Source organism: Nonomuraea sp. NPDC049655 (genome assembly GCF_044465465.1).
Classification (GTDB): domain Bacteria; phylum Actinomycetota; class Actinomycetes; order Streptosporangiales; family Streptosporangiaceae; genus Nonomuraea.
This window is the reverse complement of the sequence record NZ_JBITLS010000002.1, coordinates 102,833-119,424: the sequence shown is the minus strand read 5'-3', so window position 1 is coordinate 119,424 and position 16,592 is coordinate 102,833. Positions and strand designations below refer to the sequence as shown.

General features: G+C 74.4%; 18 protein-coding genes. 9 read left to right on the top strand and 9 right to left on the bottom strand.

Annotation, left to right across the window (positions count from 1 at the left end; all coding sequences use genetic code 11):
- Positions 1–58 precede the first annotated feature (58 nt).
- Positions 59–796, bottom strand: coding sequence for a 3-keto-5-aminohexanoate cleavage protein (locus tag ACIBQ6_RS05860; protein ID WP_397210429.1), 738 nt, complete (start codon positions 794–796; stop codon positions 59–61).
- 89 nt (positions 797–885) lie between these two features.
- Positions 886–1,872 carry an aldo/keto reductase gene (locus ACIBQ6_RS05855; protein ID WP_397210428.1) on the bottom strand — a complete coding sequence of 329 codons (987 nt, stop codon included), beginning with the start codon at positions 1,870–1,872 and terminating at the stop codon, positions 886–888.
- Between the two features lie 132 nt (positions 1,873–2,004).
- Here ACIBQ6_RS05855 and ACIBQ6_RS05850 point away from each other — a divergent pair, with 132 nt between their 5' ends.
- The 6 genes from ACIBQ6_RS05850 to ACIBQ6_RS05825 all read left to right on the top strand — a co-directional run bounded on the left by ACIBQ6_RS05850 (position 2,005) and on the right by ACIBQ6_RS05825 (position 7,083).
- The gene (locus ACIBQ6_RS05850; RefSeq protein ID WP_397210427.1) at positions 2,005–2,793 is read left to right on the top strand and encodes an SDR family NAD(P)-dependent oxidoreductase; all 789 of its coding nucleotides are present in this window, start codon (positions 2,005–2,007) and stop codon (positions 2,791–2,793) included.
- Positions 2,790–3,368 carry a TetR/AcrR family transcriptional regulator gene (locus ACIBQ6_RS05845; RefSeq protein WP_397210426.1) on the top strand — a complete coding sequence of 193 codons (579 nt, stop codon included), beginning with the start codon at positions 2,790–2,792 and terminating at the stop codon, positions 3,366–3,368. The genes ACIBQ6_RS05850 and ACIBQ6_RS05845 overlap by 4 nt, the downstream gene beginning before the upstream one ends.
- Positions 3,369–3,571: 203 nt before the next feature.
- Positions 3,572–4,330, top strand: coding sequence for a fluoride efflux transporter FluC (locus ACIBQ6_RS05840; RefSeq protein ID WP_397210425.1), 759 nt, complete (start codon positions 3,572–3,574; stop codon positions 4,328–4,330).
- Entirely contained in the window at positions 4,327–4,692 is a 366-nt protein-coding gene (gene crcB, locus ACIBQ6_RS05835; protein WP_397210424.1) for a fluoride efflux transporter CrcB, read from the top strand. The genes ACIBQ6_RS05840 and crcB overlap by 4 nt, the downstream gene beginning before the upstream one ends.
- A 110-nt stretch (positions 4,693–4,802) precedes the next feature.
- A complete protein-coding gene (locus tag ACIBQ6_RS05830) occupies positions 4,803–5,258 on the top strand; it encodes an ATP-binding protein (RefSeq protein ID WP_358294920.1) in 456 nt (151 codons plus the stop codon).
- A 76-nt stretch (positions 5,259–5,334) separates the two neighbouring features.
- The gene (locus ACIBQ6_RS05825) at positions 5,335–7,083 is read left to right on the top strand and encodes a SpoIIE family protein phosphatase (protein ID WP_397210423.1); all 1,749 of its coding nucleotides are present in this window, start codon (positions 5,335–5,337) and stop codon (positions 7,081–7,083) included.
- 28 nt (positions 7,084–7,111) lie between these two features.
- Here the strand turns inward: ACIBQ6_RS05825 and ACIBQ6_RS05820 are convergent, their stop codons facing one another.
- From ACIBQ6_RS05820 to ACIBQ6_RS05790, 7 genes are all read right to left on the bottom strand, one after another.
- The gene (locus ACIBQ6_RS05820) at positions 7,112–7,960 is read right to left on the bottom strand and encodes a phosphotransferase (protein ID WP_397210422.1); all 849 of its coding nucleotides are present in this window, start codon (positions 7,958–7,960) and stop codon (positions 7,112–7,114) included.
- A complete protein-coding gene (locus ACIBQ6_RS05815; RefSeq protein ID WP_397210421.1) occupies positions 7,957–9,852 on the bottom strand; it encodes an alpha/beta fold hydrolase in 1,896 nt (631 codons plus the stop codon). Before ACIBQ6_RS05815 ends, ACIBQ6_RS05820 begins: the two co-directional genes overlap by 4 nt.
- A 54-nt stretch (positions 9,853–9,906) precedes the next feature.
- Positions 9,907–10,482, bottom strand: a complete 576-nt coding sequence (locus ACIBQ6_RS05810) for a TetR/AcrR family transcriptional regulator (RefSeq protein ID WP_397210420.1) — start codon at positions 10,480–10,482, stop codon at positions 9,907–9,909.
- A 96-nt stretch (positions 10,483–10,578) separates the two neighbouring features.
- The gene (locus ACIBQ6_RS05805; RefSeq protein ID WP_358294910.1) at positions 10,579–10,905 is read right to left on the bottom strand and encodes a TraR/DksA C4-type zinc finger protein; all 327 of its coding nucleotides are present in this window, start codon (positions 10,903–10,905) and stop codon (positions 10,579–10,581) included.
- A gap of 34 nt (positions 10,906–10,939) precedes the next feature.
- The gene (locus ACIBQ6_RS05800; protein WP_397210419.1) at positions 10,940–11,698 is read right to left on the bottom strand and encodes a rod shape-determining protein; all 759 of its coding nucleotides are present in this window, start codon (positions 11,696–11,698) and stop codon (positions 10,940–10,942) included.
- 283 nt (positions 11,699–11,981) lie between these two features.
- Positions 11,982–12,302 carry a hypothetical protein gene (locus ACIBQ6_RS05795; protein WP_352325705.1) on the bottom strand — a complete coding sequence of 107 codons (321 nt, stop codon included), beginning with the start codon at positions 12,300–12,302 and terminating at the stop codon, positions 11,982–11,984.
- Between the two features lie 432 nt (positions 12,303–12,734).
- Complete coding sequence (locus ACIBQ6_RS05790; RefSeq protein ID WP_358294905.1) at positions 12,735–13,163, bottom strand: hypothetical protein; 429 nt, start codon at positions 13,161–13,163, stop codon at positions 12,735–12,737.
- A gap of 360 nt (positions 13,164–13,523) precedes the next feature.
- Here ACIBQ6_RS05790 and ACIBQ6_RS05785 point away from each other — a divergent pair, with 360 nt between their 5' ends.
- The 3 genes from ACIBQ6_RS05785 (at position 13,524) to ACIBQ6_RS05775 (ending at position 16,573) form a co-directional block, all read left to right on the top strand.
- Positions 13,524–14,054: a GNAT family N-acetyltransferase gene (locus ACIBQ6_RS05785; protein WP_397210418.1), complete on the top strand. Its 531-nt coding sequence runs from the start codon at positions 13,524–13,526 to the stop codon at positions 14,052–14,054.
- A gap of 348 nt (positions 14,055–14,402) precedes the next feature.
- On the top strand, positions 14,403–14,828 hold the full coding sequence (locus tag ACIBQ6_RS05780; protein ID WP_358294901.1) for a carboxymuconolactone decarboxylase family protein: 426 nt from the start codon (positions 14,403–14,405) through the stop codon (positions 14,826–14,828).
- A 107-nt stretch (positions 14,829–14,935) separates the two neighbouring features.
- Positions 14,936–16,573, top strand: a complete 1,638-nt coding sequence (locus tag ACIBQ6_RS05775; protein WP_397210417.1) for a serine/threonine-protein kinase — start codon at positions 14,936–14,938, stop codon at positions 16,571–16,573.
- Positions 16,574–16,592 lie beyond the last annotated feature (19 nt).

The window sequence follows — 16,592 nt, the reverse complement described above, 5'->3', positions numbered from 1 at the left end:
GTCACGGCACCACCCACCCTCATCCGGGGGCTGTCCCTACCACCCGGCGCGCTGCCTTCTACCCGCCGGGGCGGGCGATGGCCAGGACGTGGCCGACGAGGGCGGCGTTGTCCTCGGCCGGGCCGCCGTCCGGGTCGAGCAGCGTGTCCTCCAGGCCGATCCGGGTGGCCAGGCCCCGCCGTACGGCCTCCGCCACGAGCGGCCACGTCGCCGGCCCCTCGCCGTGCAGCAGGCGGGGGGCGGGCGACCCGTCCAGGCGGTCCAGAATGGCCGCAGCCCGGGGGACGGCCTCCTCGGACGGCGCGTCGATCACCTCGACGAGGATGCGCGTCATCCGTCCGGCCAGGCCCGAGGCGGTCAGCGTCGCGGCGTCGGCCGGCGTCCACACCCCCGCCTCCACCCCGATCCCGGCCGCCAGCAACGTCCGCGCCAGCTCGCCGAACCCCGGCTCCGACAGGTTCACCGAGGCGAAGTCCGGACGGGCGCCGGCGGGCAGCTCCGCCCAGGCGGTCACCGCGTCCAGGCGGGCCGCGGCGTCGCCGCCCGTGATCCACAGGCCGGTGGACACGCCCACGGGCAGCCCAGGCGCCGCCGCCCTGACGGCCGACGTCGCCGCCCCGACGTCGGCGGCGCCCAGCGACTCGTGCCCCGCCGCGTCCCGCGGATGGACGTGCACCGCCCCCGCCCCCGCCCGCCGCACGGCCACGGCGTCGGCGGCCAGCTCGGCGGGCGTCAGGGGCAGCCGGGGGTGCTCGCCCGCCGCCCGGCTTCCGTTCAGACACGCTTTGATGAACATGAGCCCCATCCTTACCCGGGCGAATCGGGCTCAGGCACGGCGTCCCGGCCGCTTCCCCGAGCCCTATGCGGCATCGGGCGGGCGGGGTTTCAGTGGGCGGCGTCCAGGCGGGCGCGCTGGTCGTCGGTCAGCTCCAGGTCCACGGCGGCCAGGCTCTCCTCAAGCTGGGCCACCGACGACGCCCCGACCAGCGGGATCACCGGGAACGCCGAGCCGATCTGCCAGGCCAGCACCACCTGGTTCAGGCTCGCCCCGCACTCCTTCGCGACCTCGCGCAGCACCGCCATGCGGGCCGGGGTGCCGGGGTGGTCGTAGTCCGGCGGCACCTGCTTGTCCTGCCGGGTGTAGGCCCCGCCGAGCAGCGGCGAGTAGGCGACCAGGGTGAGGGCGGGCTCGGCACGCAGGTAGCTCAGCAGCTCGGCTCCGGCGTGGCCGAGGCTGCCGTCCTGGAAGATCGACTCCGGCACGTCGAAGCGCGGGCGCAGCAGGCTGTGCTGGTACTGCAGCACCTCGTACCCGGCCACCCCCGAGGCGGCGGCCAGGGCGCGGGCCCGCTCCACCCGCCAGATCGCGTGGTTGCTCGCCCCGAGCAGGCCGACCGTGCCCTCGGCCACCAGGACGCCGAAGCCCTCGACGGTCTCGGCCACCTCCACCGTGCGGTCCTCGATGTGGGCGTAGAGCAGGTCGATGCGGTCCACGCCGAGGCGTTCGCGGCTGCGCTCGGCCGACTCCCTGATGATCTTGGCGGACAGGCCCTCGGCGTTGTCGACGTAGCTGGTGCCCGGCGCGAGCGGCCGCGCGCCCAGCTTGGTGGCGATCACGATCTCGTCCCCGGCGCCGCTGCTGCGCCGCCAGCGGCCGAGCAGCTCCTCGCTCTGCCCGCCCTGGCCGCCGTCCACCCAGAAGGCGTAGTTGTCGGACGTGTCGATGAACGTCCCGCCGGCCTCGGCGTAGCGGTCGAGGATGGCGAACGACGTCTTCTCGTCGGTCACCGACCCGAACAACATCGCCCCGAGGGCGAGCGCGCTCACCTCGCGGCGGGTGTCCGGGTTCGTGCCGATCGTCCGGTACTTCATGCTGTCTCCCCAGTTCGTCACGTTCTGTACGAGGCCCCGGAACGGGAGTCTGGGGGCTGGAGCGAACTCCAGGTCAAGCCGGACCGGCCATCTTCTTGAAATTAGATCATTTCTCTAGAAAAATGCTCTGATATGTCGATCATGGTGGTGACCGGCGGCAACCGGGGCATCGGGTACGCGGTGTGCGAACGGCTGGCCGGCGACGGGCACACGGTGCTGCTGGTCGCGCGGGACGCGGATCGGGGCCGGCAGGCCGCCGCGCGGATCGGGGGCGACGTCCAGGCCGTGACGGGCGACCTCACCACGGCCGAGTCGGTCCGGCGGCTGGCCGGCGACCTGCTGGACCGCTGCCCGCGCATCGACGTGCTCGTCCACAACGCCGGCCTCTGGCCCGCCCGCCGCGTCCTGACCGAGGACGGGCTGGAGGAGTCGTTCGCGGTCAACCACCTGGCGCCGTTCCTGCTCAACCACCTGCTGGAGGACCGGCTCGGACGCGTGGTGCAGGTCACCGCCGGCCTGTACGTCAAGGGCCGGGCCGAACCCGGACGCACGGCCGTGGGCGCAGCCTTCTCGCCGATGCGCACGTACGCCGACACCAAGCTGTGCAACCTGCTGACCGTGCCCCTGTTCGCCGAACGCTGGCGGACGGCCGGGATCACGATCGACGCCGTGCACCCCGGCGTCATCCGCACCGGGCTCGGCGACCGCCGCGGCCCGCTCGGCTGGCTGCTCAAGGCCGCCAAGCGCAGCTGGGCCGCGCCCGAGGAAGGAGCGCGGCACGTCGTCTCCCTGACCGGGGCTGCCGGCACCGGCCGGTACTTCGACCAGGGCCGCCAGGTCCCGTTGCAGGGCCCGGCGCTGGACGCCGACCTGGCCCGGCGCGTCTGGGACGAGGCCGAGGCGCTGGCCGCGGTGCGATGACCCGGCACCGGCGCAGCGAGGAGACCGTGCGCAGGCTCCTGGACACCGCCCTGGAGGTCTACCCCGCCGACTTCACCCTCCGGGCGGTGACCACGCGCAGCGGCGTCAGCATGGGCAGCGTCTACCACCACTTCGGCAGCCTGGAAGGGCTGGCCGCCGCGCTGTACAGCCGGTGCATGGACGAGCTGCTCGACACGCTGGTCGCCGTCACCGAGCAGACCGCCGACGCCCGTGACGGCGTGCGCCACGCCGTGACGGCCTACCTCGGCTTCACCGCTTCGCACCCAGGCAAGGCCCGCTTCATCCACGCGGCGCCGTACGCGCTGGACCTCGGCCCGTACGCCGAGCGCATCGCCGCGGCCAAGGCGTCCCGGCTGGCCCGGCTGAACGCCTGGATCGGGGCGCGCATGGCGGAGGGGACGGTGGCGCGGCTGCCGGCGGCGCAGGTGGAGATGCTGTTGATCGGGCCGGTGGCCGAGGTGAGCAGACGGTGGCTGGCGGGCGCGCCGGACATCGACCTGGACGAGGCGGCCCGCGTCCTGCCCGACCGCGTCTGGTTGTCGCTCGGCGGTTGACGCCGGGGGCCGGTTGCCTGTGGGGGACACCTCTCGGCGGTGGGGTGTGGGGTGGTCGCCGGTATGATGGGGGCGGCTTCCCGTGCCGGGAGCCGCGGCGGTGGGGCCCGCCGCCTCCCGCCCGTCCGGGGGTAACCGCGGTGTCGCCGCCAACGGTCCCTGCCAGAGATGTGCCACGCTCATGTGCTGGTAGGAGATGCCTCATGACCCATGCCCGTCCCCCCGAACCCGAACCTGAACCCGGCCGCGCGCACGCCGCCGCCGAAGGGGCGGCGGCCGGATCCCCGCACGCCGCCGAAGGGGTGGAGGCCGGTGGCGCGCATGCCGCCGGAGGCGCCGGCGCGCAGGTCGATCCGCGGGCCGCGGTCGATCCCGACGTCGACCTCCACGTGCCCGCCCAGCGCGGCGAGCTGGCCCGCGCCCCGGTCGCCACGCTGGCCGTCATCGCGGCCGGCGGCGTGCTGGGCGCGCTCGCCCGCTACGCCGTCCTGACCGCCTTCCCGGTGCCGCCCGGCGGGTTCGCCTGGCCGACGCTGGCCGTCAACGTCACCGGCTGCCTGCTGATCGGGCTGCTGATGGTGGCCATCACCGAGGTGTGGCGGGCCCACCCGCTGACCCGGCCGTTCCTGGGGGTGGGGGTGCTGGGCGGGTTCACCACGTTCTCCACCACCATCGCCGACGCCCACGGGGCGCTGGCCGCGGGGCAGCCGCGCACGGCGCTCGCCTACCTGGCGGTCACGCTGCTCGCGGCACTGGCCGCGGTCTTCCTGGGCCAGGTGCTCGGCCGCGGGCTGTTCGGCCGGTTCGCCACTCCCGCCGAGACCACCCCCGCCGAGACCACCCCCGCCGAGACCACCCCCGCCGAGACCACCCCCGCCGAGACCACCCCCGCCGAGACCGGTCCCGACCGGGCCGCGCCCGACCGGGCCGCGCGGGCTCCGCGCGGCGGGAGGCGTCCGTGACGACGTTGCTGCTGGTGGTGCTGGGCGCCGCCGTGGGCGCGCCCGCCCGCTACCTGATCGACCGCGCCGTCCAGGCCCGGCACGACAGCCTGTTCCCGTGGGGCACCTTCACCGTGAACGTGACGGGCTCGGCGCTGCTCGGCTTCCTGCTGGCGCTGCCCGCCACCGGCGCGGTGCAGGCCCTGCTGGGCACGGGCCTGTGCGGGGCGCTGACCACGTACTCGACCTTCGGTTACGAGACCCTGCGGCTGCTGCAGAACGGCGCCCGCACCTACGCCGCGCTCAACGCCGTGGCCGGCATCGCGGCCGGCCTCGGAGCGGCCTGGTGCGGCATCGCCCTCGCCCAGGCCGTCATCCCGTGAGCCCTCCCAGGAGCTCGACGGCGAGCGGCCGGCGCGTTTGACGATCGCTCGACGGGAAAGCTGAAGGGGGCCGGCGTACCCCTTCCCGACCTCCGACAGACGAGACGATCATGCTTGTGGAGTTCGAGCTGCGCTGTCCCATCAGCGCCGATCTGGCGTTCATCCGCGACCTGGTGCGCATCCACGGCCACCACAGCGGACTGTCCGGCGAGCGGCTGGAGGACCTGGTGCTCGCGGTGAACGAGGCCGTCACCAACGTCCTCGACCATGGCGGCTCGGCCGGCCTGGTCACCGCGACCCGGGACCCGATCGGCGTCTGCGTGGAGATCCTGGACACCGCGGGCCGCCTGACCCCCGACCACCTCGACACCGCGGGCGTCGACCCGACCGCGTCCCACGGCTTCGGCCTGTGGGTGATCCAGCAGCTGTGCGACTCGGTCGCGCTGGAGCGGACCGGCCTCGGCTCGCGGCTGCGGCTGCGCATGCTGGTGCCCTCGGAGACCCCCGGCGCCGCCGATCGCCGCCTCAGCAGCACCATGGCCGGCGGCGCCTTCCCCTGGTCCTAGCCCGGCCGGCGCCGGCCCGGCACGTTCCGGGGTACACGAAGTCGGCATGTCAGTAATCATCCGATAACGTAGTGTGATGATGGCTGATGGGGGCGACGCCGGACACCGGCCGGACGGCTCCGGTTCCGGCGCCCAGCCGGCGGAGTGGCTGCTGCGGGCGGCCTTCGACGGCACGGGCATGGGCATCTACCTCACCGATCTCGCCGGCCGCATCACGTGGGTCAACCAGGGGGCGACGGCCCTGCTCGGCTTTCCCGCCGACGAGCTGCGCGGCGCCGACGCGCACCAGAAGCTGCACCGCCGCCTCGACGGCAGCCTCCCGCCCCGCTCCGGCTGCGAGCTGGTGACGGTGTGCCGGCAGAACCGGTCCGTACGCAGCGAGTTCGCCACCTTCGCCACCGCCGGCGGCCGGCTGCTCCCGGTCGCCTGGCTGGCCTCGCCCATCCATCACGACGGCGAGCCGGCCGGCGTCGTCGTGGTCTTCATCGACGTCGTCGAACGCCTCGACGCGGCCGGCCGGCAGGCCGAAGAGCTCGTCCGCGCCCAGAAGCTGACCGAGCAGTTCCGCCTGCTGACCGAGATCAGCACCGTCCTCACCCAGACGCTGGACGTGCGCGAGGCGATGACGCGGCTCGGCCGGCTGCTGGTGCCGCGCCTGGCCGACTGGGCGGCGGTGGACATGTTCCTCGGGCCGCGCGAGCTGCGCCGCCTGGCCATGGCCTGCGCCGGGGCCACGCCGGTGGACCCCTCCTGGTTCGCCGAGCTGCCGTCGTTGCCGAAGGGCCCGTCGCGGTCGGCGCTGGTCCGGGTGCTGCGCGGGGAGCAGGCCCTGCTGCTGGGGCCCGAGCAGATCGCCGCGCCGCCCGACGGGCCGCTGGCCGCCGCCCACGACTCCCTGTTCAACGTGCTGGGCGGCTCGTCGGCGATCGTGGCGCCGCTGCGCACGCCGCGCCGCGTGCTGGGTGCTCTGACGGTGGCGCGCACCGACCCGGCGCGGCCGTACACGGAGGCCGACGTGGAGCTGGTGGCCGACATCGCCCGCACCGCGGCGCTGGCCGCCGACAACGCCTGCCTGTTCGGCCAGCAGCGCGACATCGTCGACACCATGCAGCGCCACCTGCTGACCGCGCTGCCCCAGGTCGATCACCTGCAGCTCGCCGCCCGCTACCTGGCGGCCCCGGCCGGGTCCCAGGTGGGCGGCGACTGGTACGACGCGTTCGTGCTCCCCGACGGCGTCACCGCGCTGGCCATCGGCGACGTCGCCGGCCACGACCTGGAGGCCGCCGGGCAGATGGCCCAGCTCCGCAACATGCTGCGCGCCCTGGCCTGCGACCACAAGGAGTCGCCCAGCCTGATCCTCGACCGGCTCAACAAGGTCATGGCCGTGGCCAGCGACGCCCACACGGCCTCGGCCATCCTGGCCAGGATCGAGCCGCCCCAGCCGGAAAGCGACCCGGACACGCGGATCCTGCGCTGGACCAGCGCCGGCCACCTGCCGCCGCTGCTGGTCACCGCGCACGGGCAGGCCCGCTACCTGGAGGAGGGCCAGTCGCTGCTGCTGGGCGTGCATCTCGACGACGTGACCCGCCACGACGCCCTGGCACCGCTGCCGCCGGGCAGCACGCTGCTGCTCTACACCGACGGGCTGGTCGAGGTGCCCGGCGTCAACCTGGACAACAGCCTGGCCCGGCTGCGCCGACACGCCGCGACGCTGGCCCGGCGCCCGCTCCAGGACTTCTGCGAGCAGGTGCTCGCGCTGGCGCCGTCGCCGCGTACCGACGACATCGCGCTGCTCGCCCTGCGCCTGCCGCCGCCCGGGCAGTAGGCGGACGCCGCCTCCGGGGCAGGGGCGGTCAGGGGGCGGTGAGCGCGGCGTCGATCGCCGGGCCGTGGCGCTCCAGCCACGCCTCGCGCCGCTTGATCACGTCGCCGACGCCCTCCTCCCACATCCGGGCCCAGCCGCCGCCCTGCTCCTCGGCGATCTGCCGCATCGAGAACCACGACCGCCGGGTACGCAGCACGGCCACCTCGACCAGGCGCGAACGGTCGACGCCGGACATCCCGTACGCGTCGGCGAGCAGGCGGCAGCGGCGCGGCACGTCCAGCCCGCGCAGGGGCGGGTCGGCGTCGGCCGGGTCGGCCAGCGGCGCCCAGTACAACATCGCGCTCATCAGCTCCTCGACCCGGGTGGCCGGCCTGGCGATGTCGAAGTCGATCAGCCCGGCCGCCACGCCGTCGCGGAACACGATGTTGTCCGGCGTGTAGTCCAGGTGCCCGACCAGCTCCGTCGGGTACGGCGGCGCGGGTGGCATGCCCGGCGGCTCGGTGAACCCGAAGTCCGCCCGCACGCCGTCGGGCGGGACGAACCCCGCCACCGCCTCGTGGTAGGCCCGGATCAGCCGGCCCACGGAGGCCAGCCGCTCCTCGTCGGCCAGCCACGCGGGCCGCGGCTGCCCGGCGACCTCACCGGGCACGAAGGTCAGCACCTCACGGCCGGCGGCGTCGATGCCGAGGAACCGCGGCGCGCCCGCGAACCCGGCCTCCTCCAGGTGCCCCAGCAGCGCGTGGACCAGCGGGGAGTTGGGCCCGACGGGGCGGCGTACGGTGTCGCCGACGCGTACGACGCCTTCGGTGACGTCGCCGCCGACGAGCGGGATCTCGGGTTGGGGCTCGGCGGGCTCGGTGTAGGTGACGGAGCTCATGATTCCCTGAGGTGGTGAGGAAGCGGGCCGGTCATGATTTCAGGCGTGGGCGGCGGAGGGCAATCGTCCACGACGGGCCGGAGGCGGACCTGGCGCACGATCTCCGCGACGGCGGCCGGGTGGGTGAGGTGCGGGTGGTGCCCGGCCCCCGGGATGACCGTCACAGGGAGGGGGCTGTCGGTCAGCGGGTCCAGCTCGCCGGCCACGAGGTGCACGGGGACGGGGCCGCCGAGCAGCCTGCGGAGGGCGGCGCGCTCGGCGGGGCGGTGCGCGGCGCGCAGCACGCGGCCGGTGCGCCGGGCGACCCCGGGACGGCGGAGCCCGGCCGCGGCGCTCGCGACCGCCCGCCGCGCGTCCTCGGGCGGGGACGCCGGGCCGAGGAGGGTGGACGCGAGCCGGTCGGGGTTCATCTTGCCGAGGGCAGGGGCCGCGAGCAGCAGCGTGAGCGCGGACGGCCGGCGCTGGAGGAAGTACGGCGACAGCAGGATCAGGGCGGCGATCCGGCCAGGATGGGCGGCGGCGTACCGGAGCGCCGGGGCGGCGGCGGCCGAGTGCGCGACGATCACCGGACGGGTGCGCACGGGCTCCAGCAACTCGGCCAGCCAGTCCGACGCCGCGCCCCCGGCCGGCGAGGAACGCCCCAGCCCCGGCAGATCGGCGACAAGCGCGGGAAACCGGTCCGCGGCGGTTTCGGGGCGGGCCGCGGACAGGGTGCTGTCGAGATCGTCGAGCACGCCGTGCCAGGAGTCGCCGTCGAGCGGAAGCCCGTGCAGCAGGACCAGCCGCGGCGACGTACGCTCACCCGCCACGTACGTACGCGACCCCGCCACGCTGTGGAAACCACCGGGACGTGCGGCCGGCGCGGCCCCGAAGCGGTCGGCGACCAGCCGGTCGGTCCAGCGGCGCAACGCGTCCTCCACGGGTGGCCGCAGGAGCCCCGCGGACGCGGCGACCCGGTCGGCCGAGCCCGTGTCGTACCGGTCCTCGGTCAGGAAGCCCAGCGTCTCGGGCTCGGCGCCGGTCAGCGCGGACGGCAGCCGGCGGATCACGCCCGCCGGCACGCGAATGCGCGGCGCGGGTACGCCGAGGTGGTCCGCGAGCAGCCGGATCAGGTCGGGCAGGTCGGGCGTGGCGGGATCGAGCACCCAGTGCAGGCCGCCGGGCTCGGGGTCGTGCTCGGGCACGGCGGCCATGAACCGGGCGAAATGGTCCACCGTCACCACCGGGACGAACGTACGGGCGCCGCCCGGCAGCGCGGGCAGCCGCCCCGCCCACAGGTCGCGGACCAGCGAGGCCAGCCCGAGGTACTGGCCGGCCTCGCCGGTCAGCGAATGGCCGATGACGCTGCTCGGGTTCACCACGGTCAGCGGCACGCCGAGCCGCGCCGCGGCGACCCGTACGGCGGCGTCCCCCTCGGCCTTGGAGCCCTCGTACGCCCCTTTGTCCCGGTACAGGGCCGCCAGCTCGGCCTCGGGGAGTGGGTGGCGCGGCCGCGGGTCCAGCCCGACGCGGTAGCCCGACACGTGCACCAGCCGGCGCAGCGCGGGACGGGCGGCGGCCCAGTTCAGCACGTTGAGCGCGCCTTCGACGTTGACCGCCCTGGCCTCCTCGCGTCCCATGCCGAAGCGGTAGACGCCGGCGGCGTTGAACACGTCCCGCACGCCCGCCGCCCCTTCGACGGCCGCGCTCAGCCCCAGGCCGGGCCCGGCGGTGACGTCGCCCTCGACGACGGTGAGCCGCGTGCCGGGCACGCCGCGCTCGCGCAGCCAGCGGTCCAGCCGGTCGTCCGCGCGGCGGGCGACGGCCGTCACGGCGCGGCCCTGTTCCAGCAGGTGCAGGACCGTCCATCTGCCGATGAAGCCGGTCGCGCCGAACACCACGGCGTCTTCCATGACAATTCCTCTCTAGACCGATCTGCATATTCTGTGGGCACGAAAACCGCCGGCTCAGGCCAGCAGCCTGACGACCTGGCGGCGGACCCGTTCGACCGGCAGCCGGGAACGGCTGGCGCGGGCCAGCACCAGCGCGCCCTCGATCATCGCGAGCACGGTCGCCGCCAGCTCGTCGGCTGTGTCGTCGCCCGCGTCGTGCTTCTCTGTGCGCAGGGCGTCGGCCAGCCTGCGCTGCCAGCCTTCGTAGATGCCGGCGCAGACGCGCCGCAGTTGCTCGTTGGAGGAGGCGACCTCCAGGGCCACGGTCGCCACCGGGCAGCCCTTGGCGTACCCGGCCGCCACCATCCTGTCGGCCAGCGCGTCGAGGACGGCCGGCACGAGGTCCCGGGCGGCCGGCAGCGTGCCGGCCAGATCGTCGATCATGGCGTCGACCTCGCGCCCGGCGGCGGCGAGCGCCTCGCCCACCAGCTGGTCCTTGCCACCGGGGAAGTGGTGGTAGAGCGACCCGCGAGGCGCGCCGGCCACCGCCAGCACCTCGTTGAGGCCGGTGCCGTGACTGCCCTGCGCCTCCACCAGCGCGCGGGCCGCCGCGATGATGCGCGCCCGCGTCTCGTCCCCCTTGACCGCCACGTGGCACACACTAGACCGGTCTGCATATTCCTGTCCACACGGCCGCCGGCGGTGGGCCGGCCGCCCGACGTCGTGAGGGGCGGCCGGTCCCGGAGGTCAGGCGGCTTCGTGCTGGCGCTGGCAGTTGATGCAGAACCGGGCCAGCGGCCGGATCTTGAGCCGTTCGAACGGGATGCCCGCCTCGCAGTGCGCGCAGCGGCCGTACGAGCCGGCCGTCAGCCGGTCGCGGGCCTGGGTGAGCTCGGCGATGGCCCGGTCGGCGGTGGCGAGGGAGGCCAGCAGCTCCTGCCAGGTGTCGTCCGCGCCGTTGCCGTCCTGGGCCGCGGCCTGCAGGCCCAGCAGGTGGCGGCTGCGCCGCTCCAGCTGCTCGTCGATGTCCTGGCGCAGGGACTGGAGCTGCACGGTGCTGAGGTGGTCGGTCATGATGGTTTCCTTTCCGCGCTGTGATTGCGGGGGTTCAGAGGGCGATGACGGGCGCCGCGGGGCGCAGGCACAGGCGCAGCAGGCCGCGGACGGTGGCGTGCTGCGGCTCCGGCGCGGCGTTGATCCGCGTGCGAAGGGCGGTGTGCAGGCGGTCCAGCAGCCGCGTCTGGAGCGCGCCCCCGCCGGTGACGGTCAGGCCGTTGTCGCGGACGGCCGGACGGAGGTGGGCCGGCTGGCGGCGCAGCAGGCCCGCGGTCATCTCCACGACGCCGTCCAGGGCGTCCGGCAGCAGGCCCGTGCTCGTCGTGGCGCTGAGCTGGAGCGCCGCCGCGTCGCTGACCGCGCCGCCGCTGACGACGACGGCCTCGACGATGCCCGCCCCCACGTCCAGCAGCAGGTACGGTCCCGGCCCCGCGACGTCCAGACCGGCGCCAGCGGCGGCGGCCAGCGGCGCCTCGACCAGTGTCACCTGGCAGCCGGCCGCCTCGGCGACGGCCGCGCGCACCGCCTGACGGTCGCTGCCCGTCGCGGCCCTCGGCACCGCGGCCATCACGTGCTCCAGCGGCCGGCCGCCGGCCAGCCAGGCGTCCTGCAGCACGAGATGCACCAGCCGCAGGCAGGCGCCCGGGTCGACGACCATGCCCCGGCGGATCGGGCGGACCGGGATCCCGGCCGGGCTCTCCGGCGACGGGACGACGACCGCCGAGGGACGGTCGGCGATGGCGAACCCGTCCAGGGACAGCGAACGGGTGCGTGAGGTGCCCAGGTCGAGCACCACGTGGGCGCGGTGCACCGCGGATGTTCGCGGTGAGTGTTGGTGGACTGATCCGGCGTCGGACATGACGATGATCGGCTCCTTGCTCTGACGCGGAGAACTCGTACGCGAAAGACGAGAGAAAGGGCGCATCCCGCACGCGGGCACGCCACGACGGCGACCTCCGGCCGTACGGGAACGCGCGGAACCCGCGGGCGGCCGGGCAACGCGTGGACCCGGCCGTGCGAAGGCCGGGCGCGACGACCGGCCCCGCGGCGCGCTCGGCGGGCCGGGAGGCGGCGACTCGTGAAGAGGGAGGGAGCTAGATCAGCGGCGGGCTGCGCGAGCCCGCGGTGCGGTGCCCGACCTGCTGCGGGTCGCGGATCGCGGCCGCGTCGGAGCCGGGCGCCGGGAGCAGCGCGAGGTGGGCGGCCTCGGCGTGCCGCGCGCCGCGCAGCGGCGGCCACAACGACAGCACGTGGTGCTCACGGCCGCTGGACGCCTGGGGCGGCAGGCTGGGCATCCGGTCGCCGCTCTTGTCCGGGGTCCATTCGTGGCCGGCGGACAGGGGGCGCGGGGTCGTCTGGTCGTCGGCGTAGGAAGGGCCGGCGACCAGCAGGGACAGCAGAACCAGGCCCACCACGCAACACAGCGCGATGGGGCCTCGTGGCGCTCTGCACGGTCCCGTCATAAGGCCGACCATAGCCCAGCCGGTGAGAAAAGGCATTACCGTCCGGTTTCCCGTTCCGGCGGTATGGCGCGCGGTCGACGGGGAGGCGGGGCAGGGGCGTCCGGAGGGGCTTCCGGTGCTGGTGGGGGCGGGAGCGTGCGAGGCCGGGGCATGCAGAGACGGGGGCATGCAGAGACGGGGGTGTGCAGAGGCGGGGATGTGCGGGGCGAGGGCTGTGCGGGGCAGCAGGGCGGGGCAGCAGGGCGGGGTTCGCCGGGACATGGGCGCGTGGCCGGTCGCCGGACCGGGAGCCGGTCTTCGTCCGGACGGCCGGTGTGCGCATGTCGCCGGGAACCCCGCCGTTCAGCGTGCTGGTGTGTCAGCGGGAACTTCGCCGCGGGTCATTTAGAACCCGTCGAAGTTCTCGCCCCACTCGCCCCAGTCGTCGTCCTCGTTGTGGTCGTCGTGGCCATGGTCCTCGCGGCCGTGGTCGTCGTCGTCGTGGCGGTCCGGCTTGTGGACGGACCGGCCGGGAAGGCCTTCCGGACCACGCGGGCCCTGGGGACCACGCGGGCCTACGCGGTGGTGGTGGTCATGGTCGTGGTCGTGGTGGTGACCGCCGCCCCACCAGCCGCCCCAGCGCGGGCCCCACCAGCGAGGACCGCAGTGACGCCAGCCGCAGCCGCCCCGGAGGACCGGCTTCTCATCGGCTGGGCTCTGATACGACGCCGTGCCGGCCGTGCTGGCCTGGGCGGCCGGCATCTGGCCGCCACCCAGCAGCAGGCACGCGCTCGTGGCGAGCACGGCCGCCGGCTTCTTCATCATTGATTTCATCGCGCTTTCCGTTCAGAAGTTTCCAGAACCGCCGCGGGACTTCTCGACTGCCGTCGGTCTCCGGCATGAGCAGTCTTACCCGCGCATTGAGTTCGGAGTTCTGACAAGACAGGCATGAGCTCCTAAAGCTTGACCAGATTTACCAGGCCCTTACAGCCGACTTGTCCAGTTTTATTGCGACAAGGAGCGGTGGTGTCGCTTTACTGTGACTCGATCATTCCCTAGCACTGTCGCCCCGAAAATGCGGCGCTGCCGGGAACATGTGCTCCGGGCGGCCGGCGCCGCGGGGGCAGGGGTGCCGGTTTGACCGGACGTCCGCTATCGTCACTGTCGTACCACGACTAGACAGTGAGGTTGAGGGTGACGGAACGTACGGACGCACGGCTGGAACTGCTGACCGGCGAGCAGGCGCTCGCGCGCCGGGCGGAGTTGATCGACCTCTATCGCGAGGTGTTCACCGGGCCGCCGTGGAACGAGGGGGAGGGCGAGGTCGCCGAGTTCGGCGTCCGGTTCGCCGCCGACGCGGCCCGGCCCGGCTTCCGCGCGGTGCTGGCCGTCGATGACGCGGGTCCGTGCGGGTTCGGGACGGCCTGGCCGACCGCGACCCCGCTGCCGCGCACCCGCAGCTACGGCAAGGTGCTCGCGGCGCTCGGCCCGGACGGGGTGTCCCGGATGCTGGCCGGCGCGCTCCAGGTGGACGAGCTGGCGGTCGCTCCGCGCGCCCGCGGCCGGGGTCTGGCCGGGCGCATTCTGAACCTTCTGTGCGGCGAAAACCGAAGCTGGCTGCTGACCTCCGTGAACGCCCCCGACGCCATTCGCCTGTACGAGCGCCTGGGGTGGCGACGCGCGGGCGAGAACGAGGGAGTTGTAGTATTCATCAACCCCGAATAACCACGAACTTTCATGCAATCTCTAGACTAGTACCGATATCCAGAACAAATCCCCACGAATATCAAATAAGCCAGACATCACCCCCAAGAAACCCCAGACAACTCCCCCAAACCAAAGACATAACCCCCCAAACACCCCCCGCGTCGCCCCCGCGCCACGCCCCATGCTGAGTTTCCGGTGCTGCGCCCCAGCGGGCTGCGCCCCCGCGCTGCGCCCCCGTGCTGCCCCTCATCGTGCTGCGCGCCCGCCCCTCGCTGCCTCCGCCGTCGCGTCCGTCGGGGCGCGCCTCTCGCCGTCGCTGTGAGGGGATTTGCGTTTGAGTGCGCTCGAAGTTCTACCGTTTCGGACATGACGAACATTGCTGAAGGATCCGACCGTGAACAGCGCTACGAGCATGGCCTGGAGGTGCTGCGGAAGGTCGACGGCGAGGCCGGGCAGCGGGTTGTGGACGCCCTTGCCGACATCTCGCCCGAACTGGCCCACCAGGTGGTCGCCTGGGCCTTCGGTGAGATCTACGACCGCCCCGGCCTGGCCCCCCGCGACCGCCAGTTGGTGACCCTGGGCGCGCTCACCGCGCTCGGCGGCTGCGAACCTCAGCTCGACGTGCACATCAACGCCGCCCTGAATGTCGGCCTGACGCCCGATGAGATCACGGAGTCCCTGTTGCACTCGGCCGTCTACTGCGGCATGCCACGTGCGCTCAACGCGACGTTCGTCGCCAAGAAGGTCTTCGCCGAACGCGGCCTGCTCCCCGTGCCGGACGGCACGGTCTGACCCCAGGCTCCCGCTCGCCCGATCCGGCCGTGACAGCGGGCTGCCCGCTCGGTCCGGCCGTGGTAGGGGCTGCCTCCCGAGCGCTCGGTCTGTCATGATCGACTGGGATGAGCGTGCAGGCGTTACAGGCGACGGACCCACCCGAGATCGGCGGCCACCGGCTGCTCGGGCGCCTCGGCGCGGGCGGCATGGGCGTGGTGTACCTGGCCAGGAGCCGCCGCCTGGGCCTGGTGGCCATCAAGGTCATCAAGCACGACCCGGCCGACCCCGAGGCCATGGAACGCTTCCGCCGCGAGGCGGCCACCCTGCGCGGCCTGCGCAGCCCGTACGTGGCGCCGCTGGTGGACGCCCGGGTGACGGCGTCGCCGTACTGGCTGGCGACGGCGTACGTGCGGGGGCCGACGCTGTTGCGGGCGGTGGCGGAACGGGGGCCGTTGCCGGCGGGGTTGTGCCGGCGGCTGCTCGCCGGGCTGGCCGCCGCCCTGGCCGACGTGCACCGGCACGGCGTGCAGCACCGTGACCTCAAGCCGCACAACGTCATCCTGTCGCCGCAGGGCCCGCGGCTGATCGACTTCGGCATCGCGCGGGCCCCCGGCCAGAGCACGATCACGACGTCGGGGGAGATCGTCGGCACCCCCGGCTACATCGCCCCCGAGGCCGTACGTCAGGAGCCGGTCACGGCGGCGGCGGACGTCTTCGCGCTGGCCGGCACGATCGCCTACGCCGCCACCGGCCGTCCGCCGTTCGGGCGCGGCGAGCCGATGGCGGTGCTCTACAGCAGCCTGAACGCCGACATCGACGTGGACGGCGTCGAGCCCGCGCTCGCCGAGCTGATCCGCTCGTGCGCCGCGCGCGACCCGGCGGAGCGGATCACGTCCGCCCGCGCGGCGGCCCTCGCCGAAAGCGCCGCCGGCCCGCTGTCCTGGGCCTCGGACGCGGAGTACCAGGCGCTCATCGCCGAGACCGGCCCCACCGAGGGCGACCCGGTCATGGGCGGCCCCGCAAAGGACGACCCAGCCGACGACGGTCCCACCGGGACGACCCAGCCCGCGCGGACGTCCTGGCCGGGCCGGGCGCTGGCGGCCGGAGCCGTCCTGCTGGCCCTGGGCGCGACGGCCGCCGTCCTGTTCCCCCGGCTCACCACACCCACGACGGGCCCCACGGCGGGCCCCACGGCGGGCCCCGCGACGGGCGGCCCGGTGGCCGTCCGGGCGACCGCGGCGGACGGTCCCGGGACCGTGGTGGTCACCCAGCCGCCGCCCGGCCCCGCCCCCACGGGCCCCGTCCGGTGGCAGGCCGTGCACGGCCCCCGGTGCGCGGCCGAGTGGTTCTACGCCGACCCCGCCTGGCGTCCCGTCACCGGCGGGTGGAAGGGCGACGGCTGCGCGGGCGCGGCGCTGGCGCTGCGCGTCGGCAACGAGCCGGCCCACTTCAACCAGGCGGTCAACTGGTACTTCGACACCCGCGGCGGCGCACGCTGCACGATCGACGTGCACGTCCCCGACGACCCCCGCTCGACCGGCCTGGCCTTCTACTACCTGGACGACAACAACACGAACCCGCCGCACCTCGGCCCGCCGGTGACCGTGGACCAGCGCGCCTTCCGGGGACGCTGGGCCCCGCTCGGCACCTGGCGGGTGCCCGCCCCGGGCCGGCTCACCGTCCTGGTCGGCAACCAGCCCGTCACGGCCGACGACACCCACGAGGTGACGGTCTCCGCCGCCCGCGCCCGTTGCCGCTGGTGACCCGGCGGCGCGGCCTGAG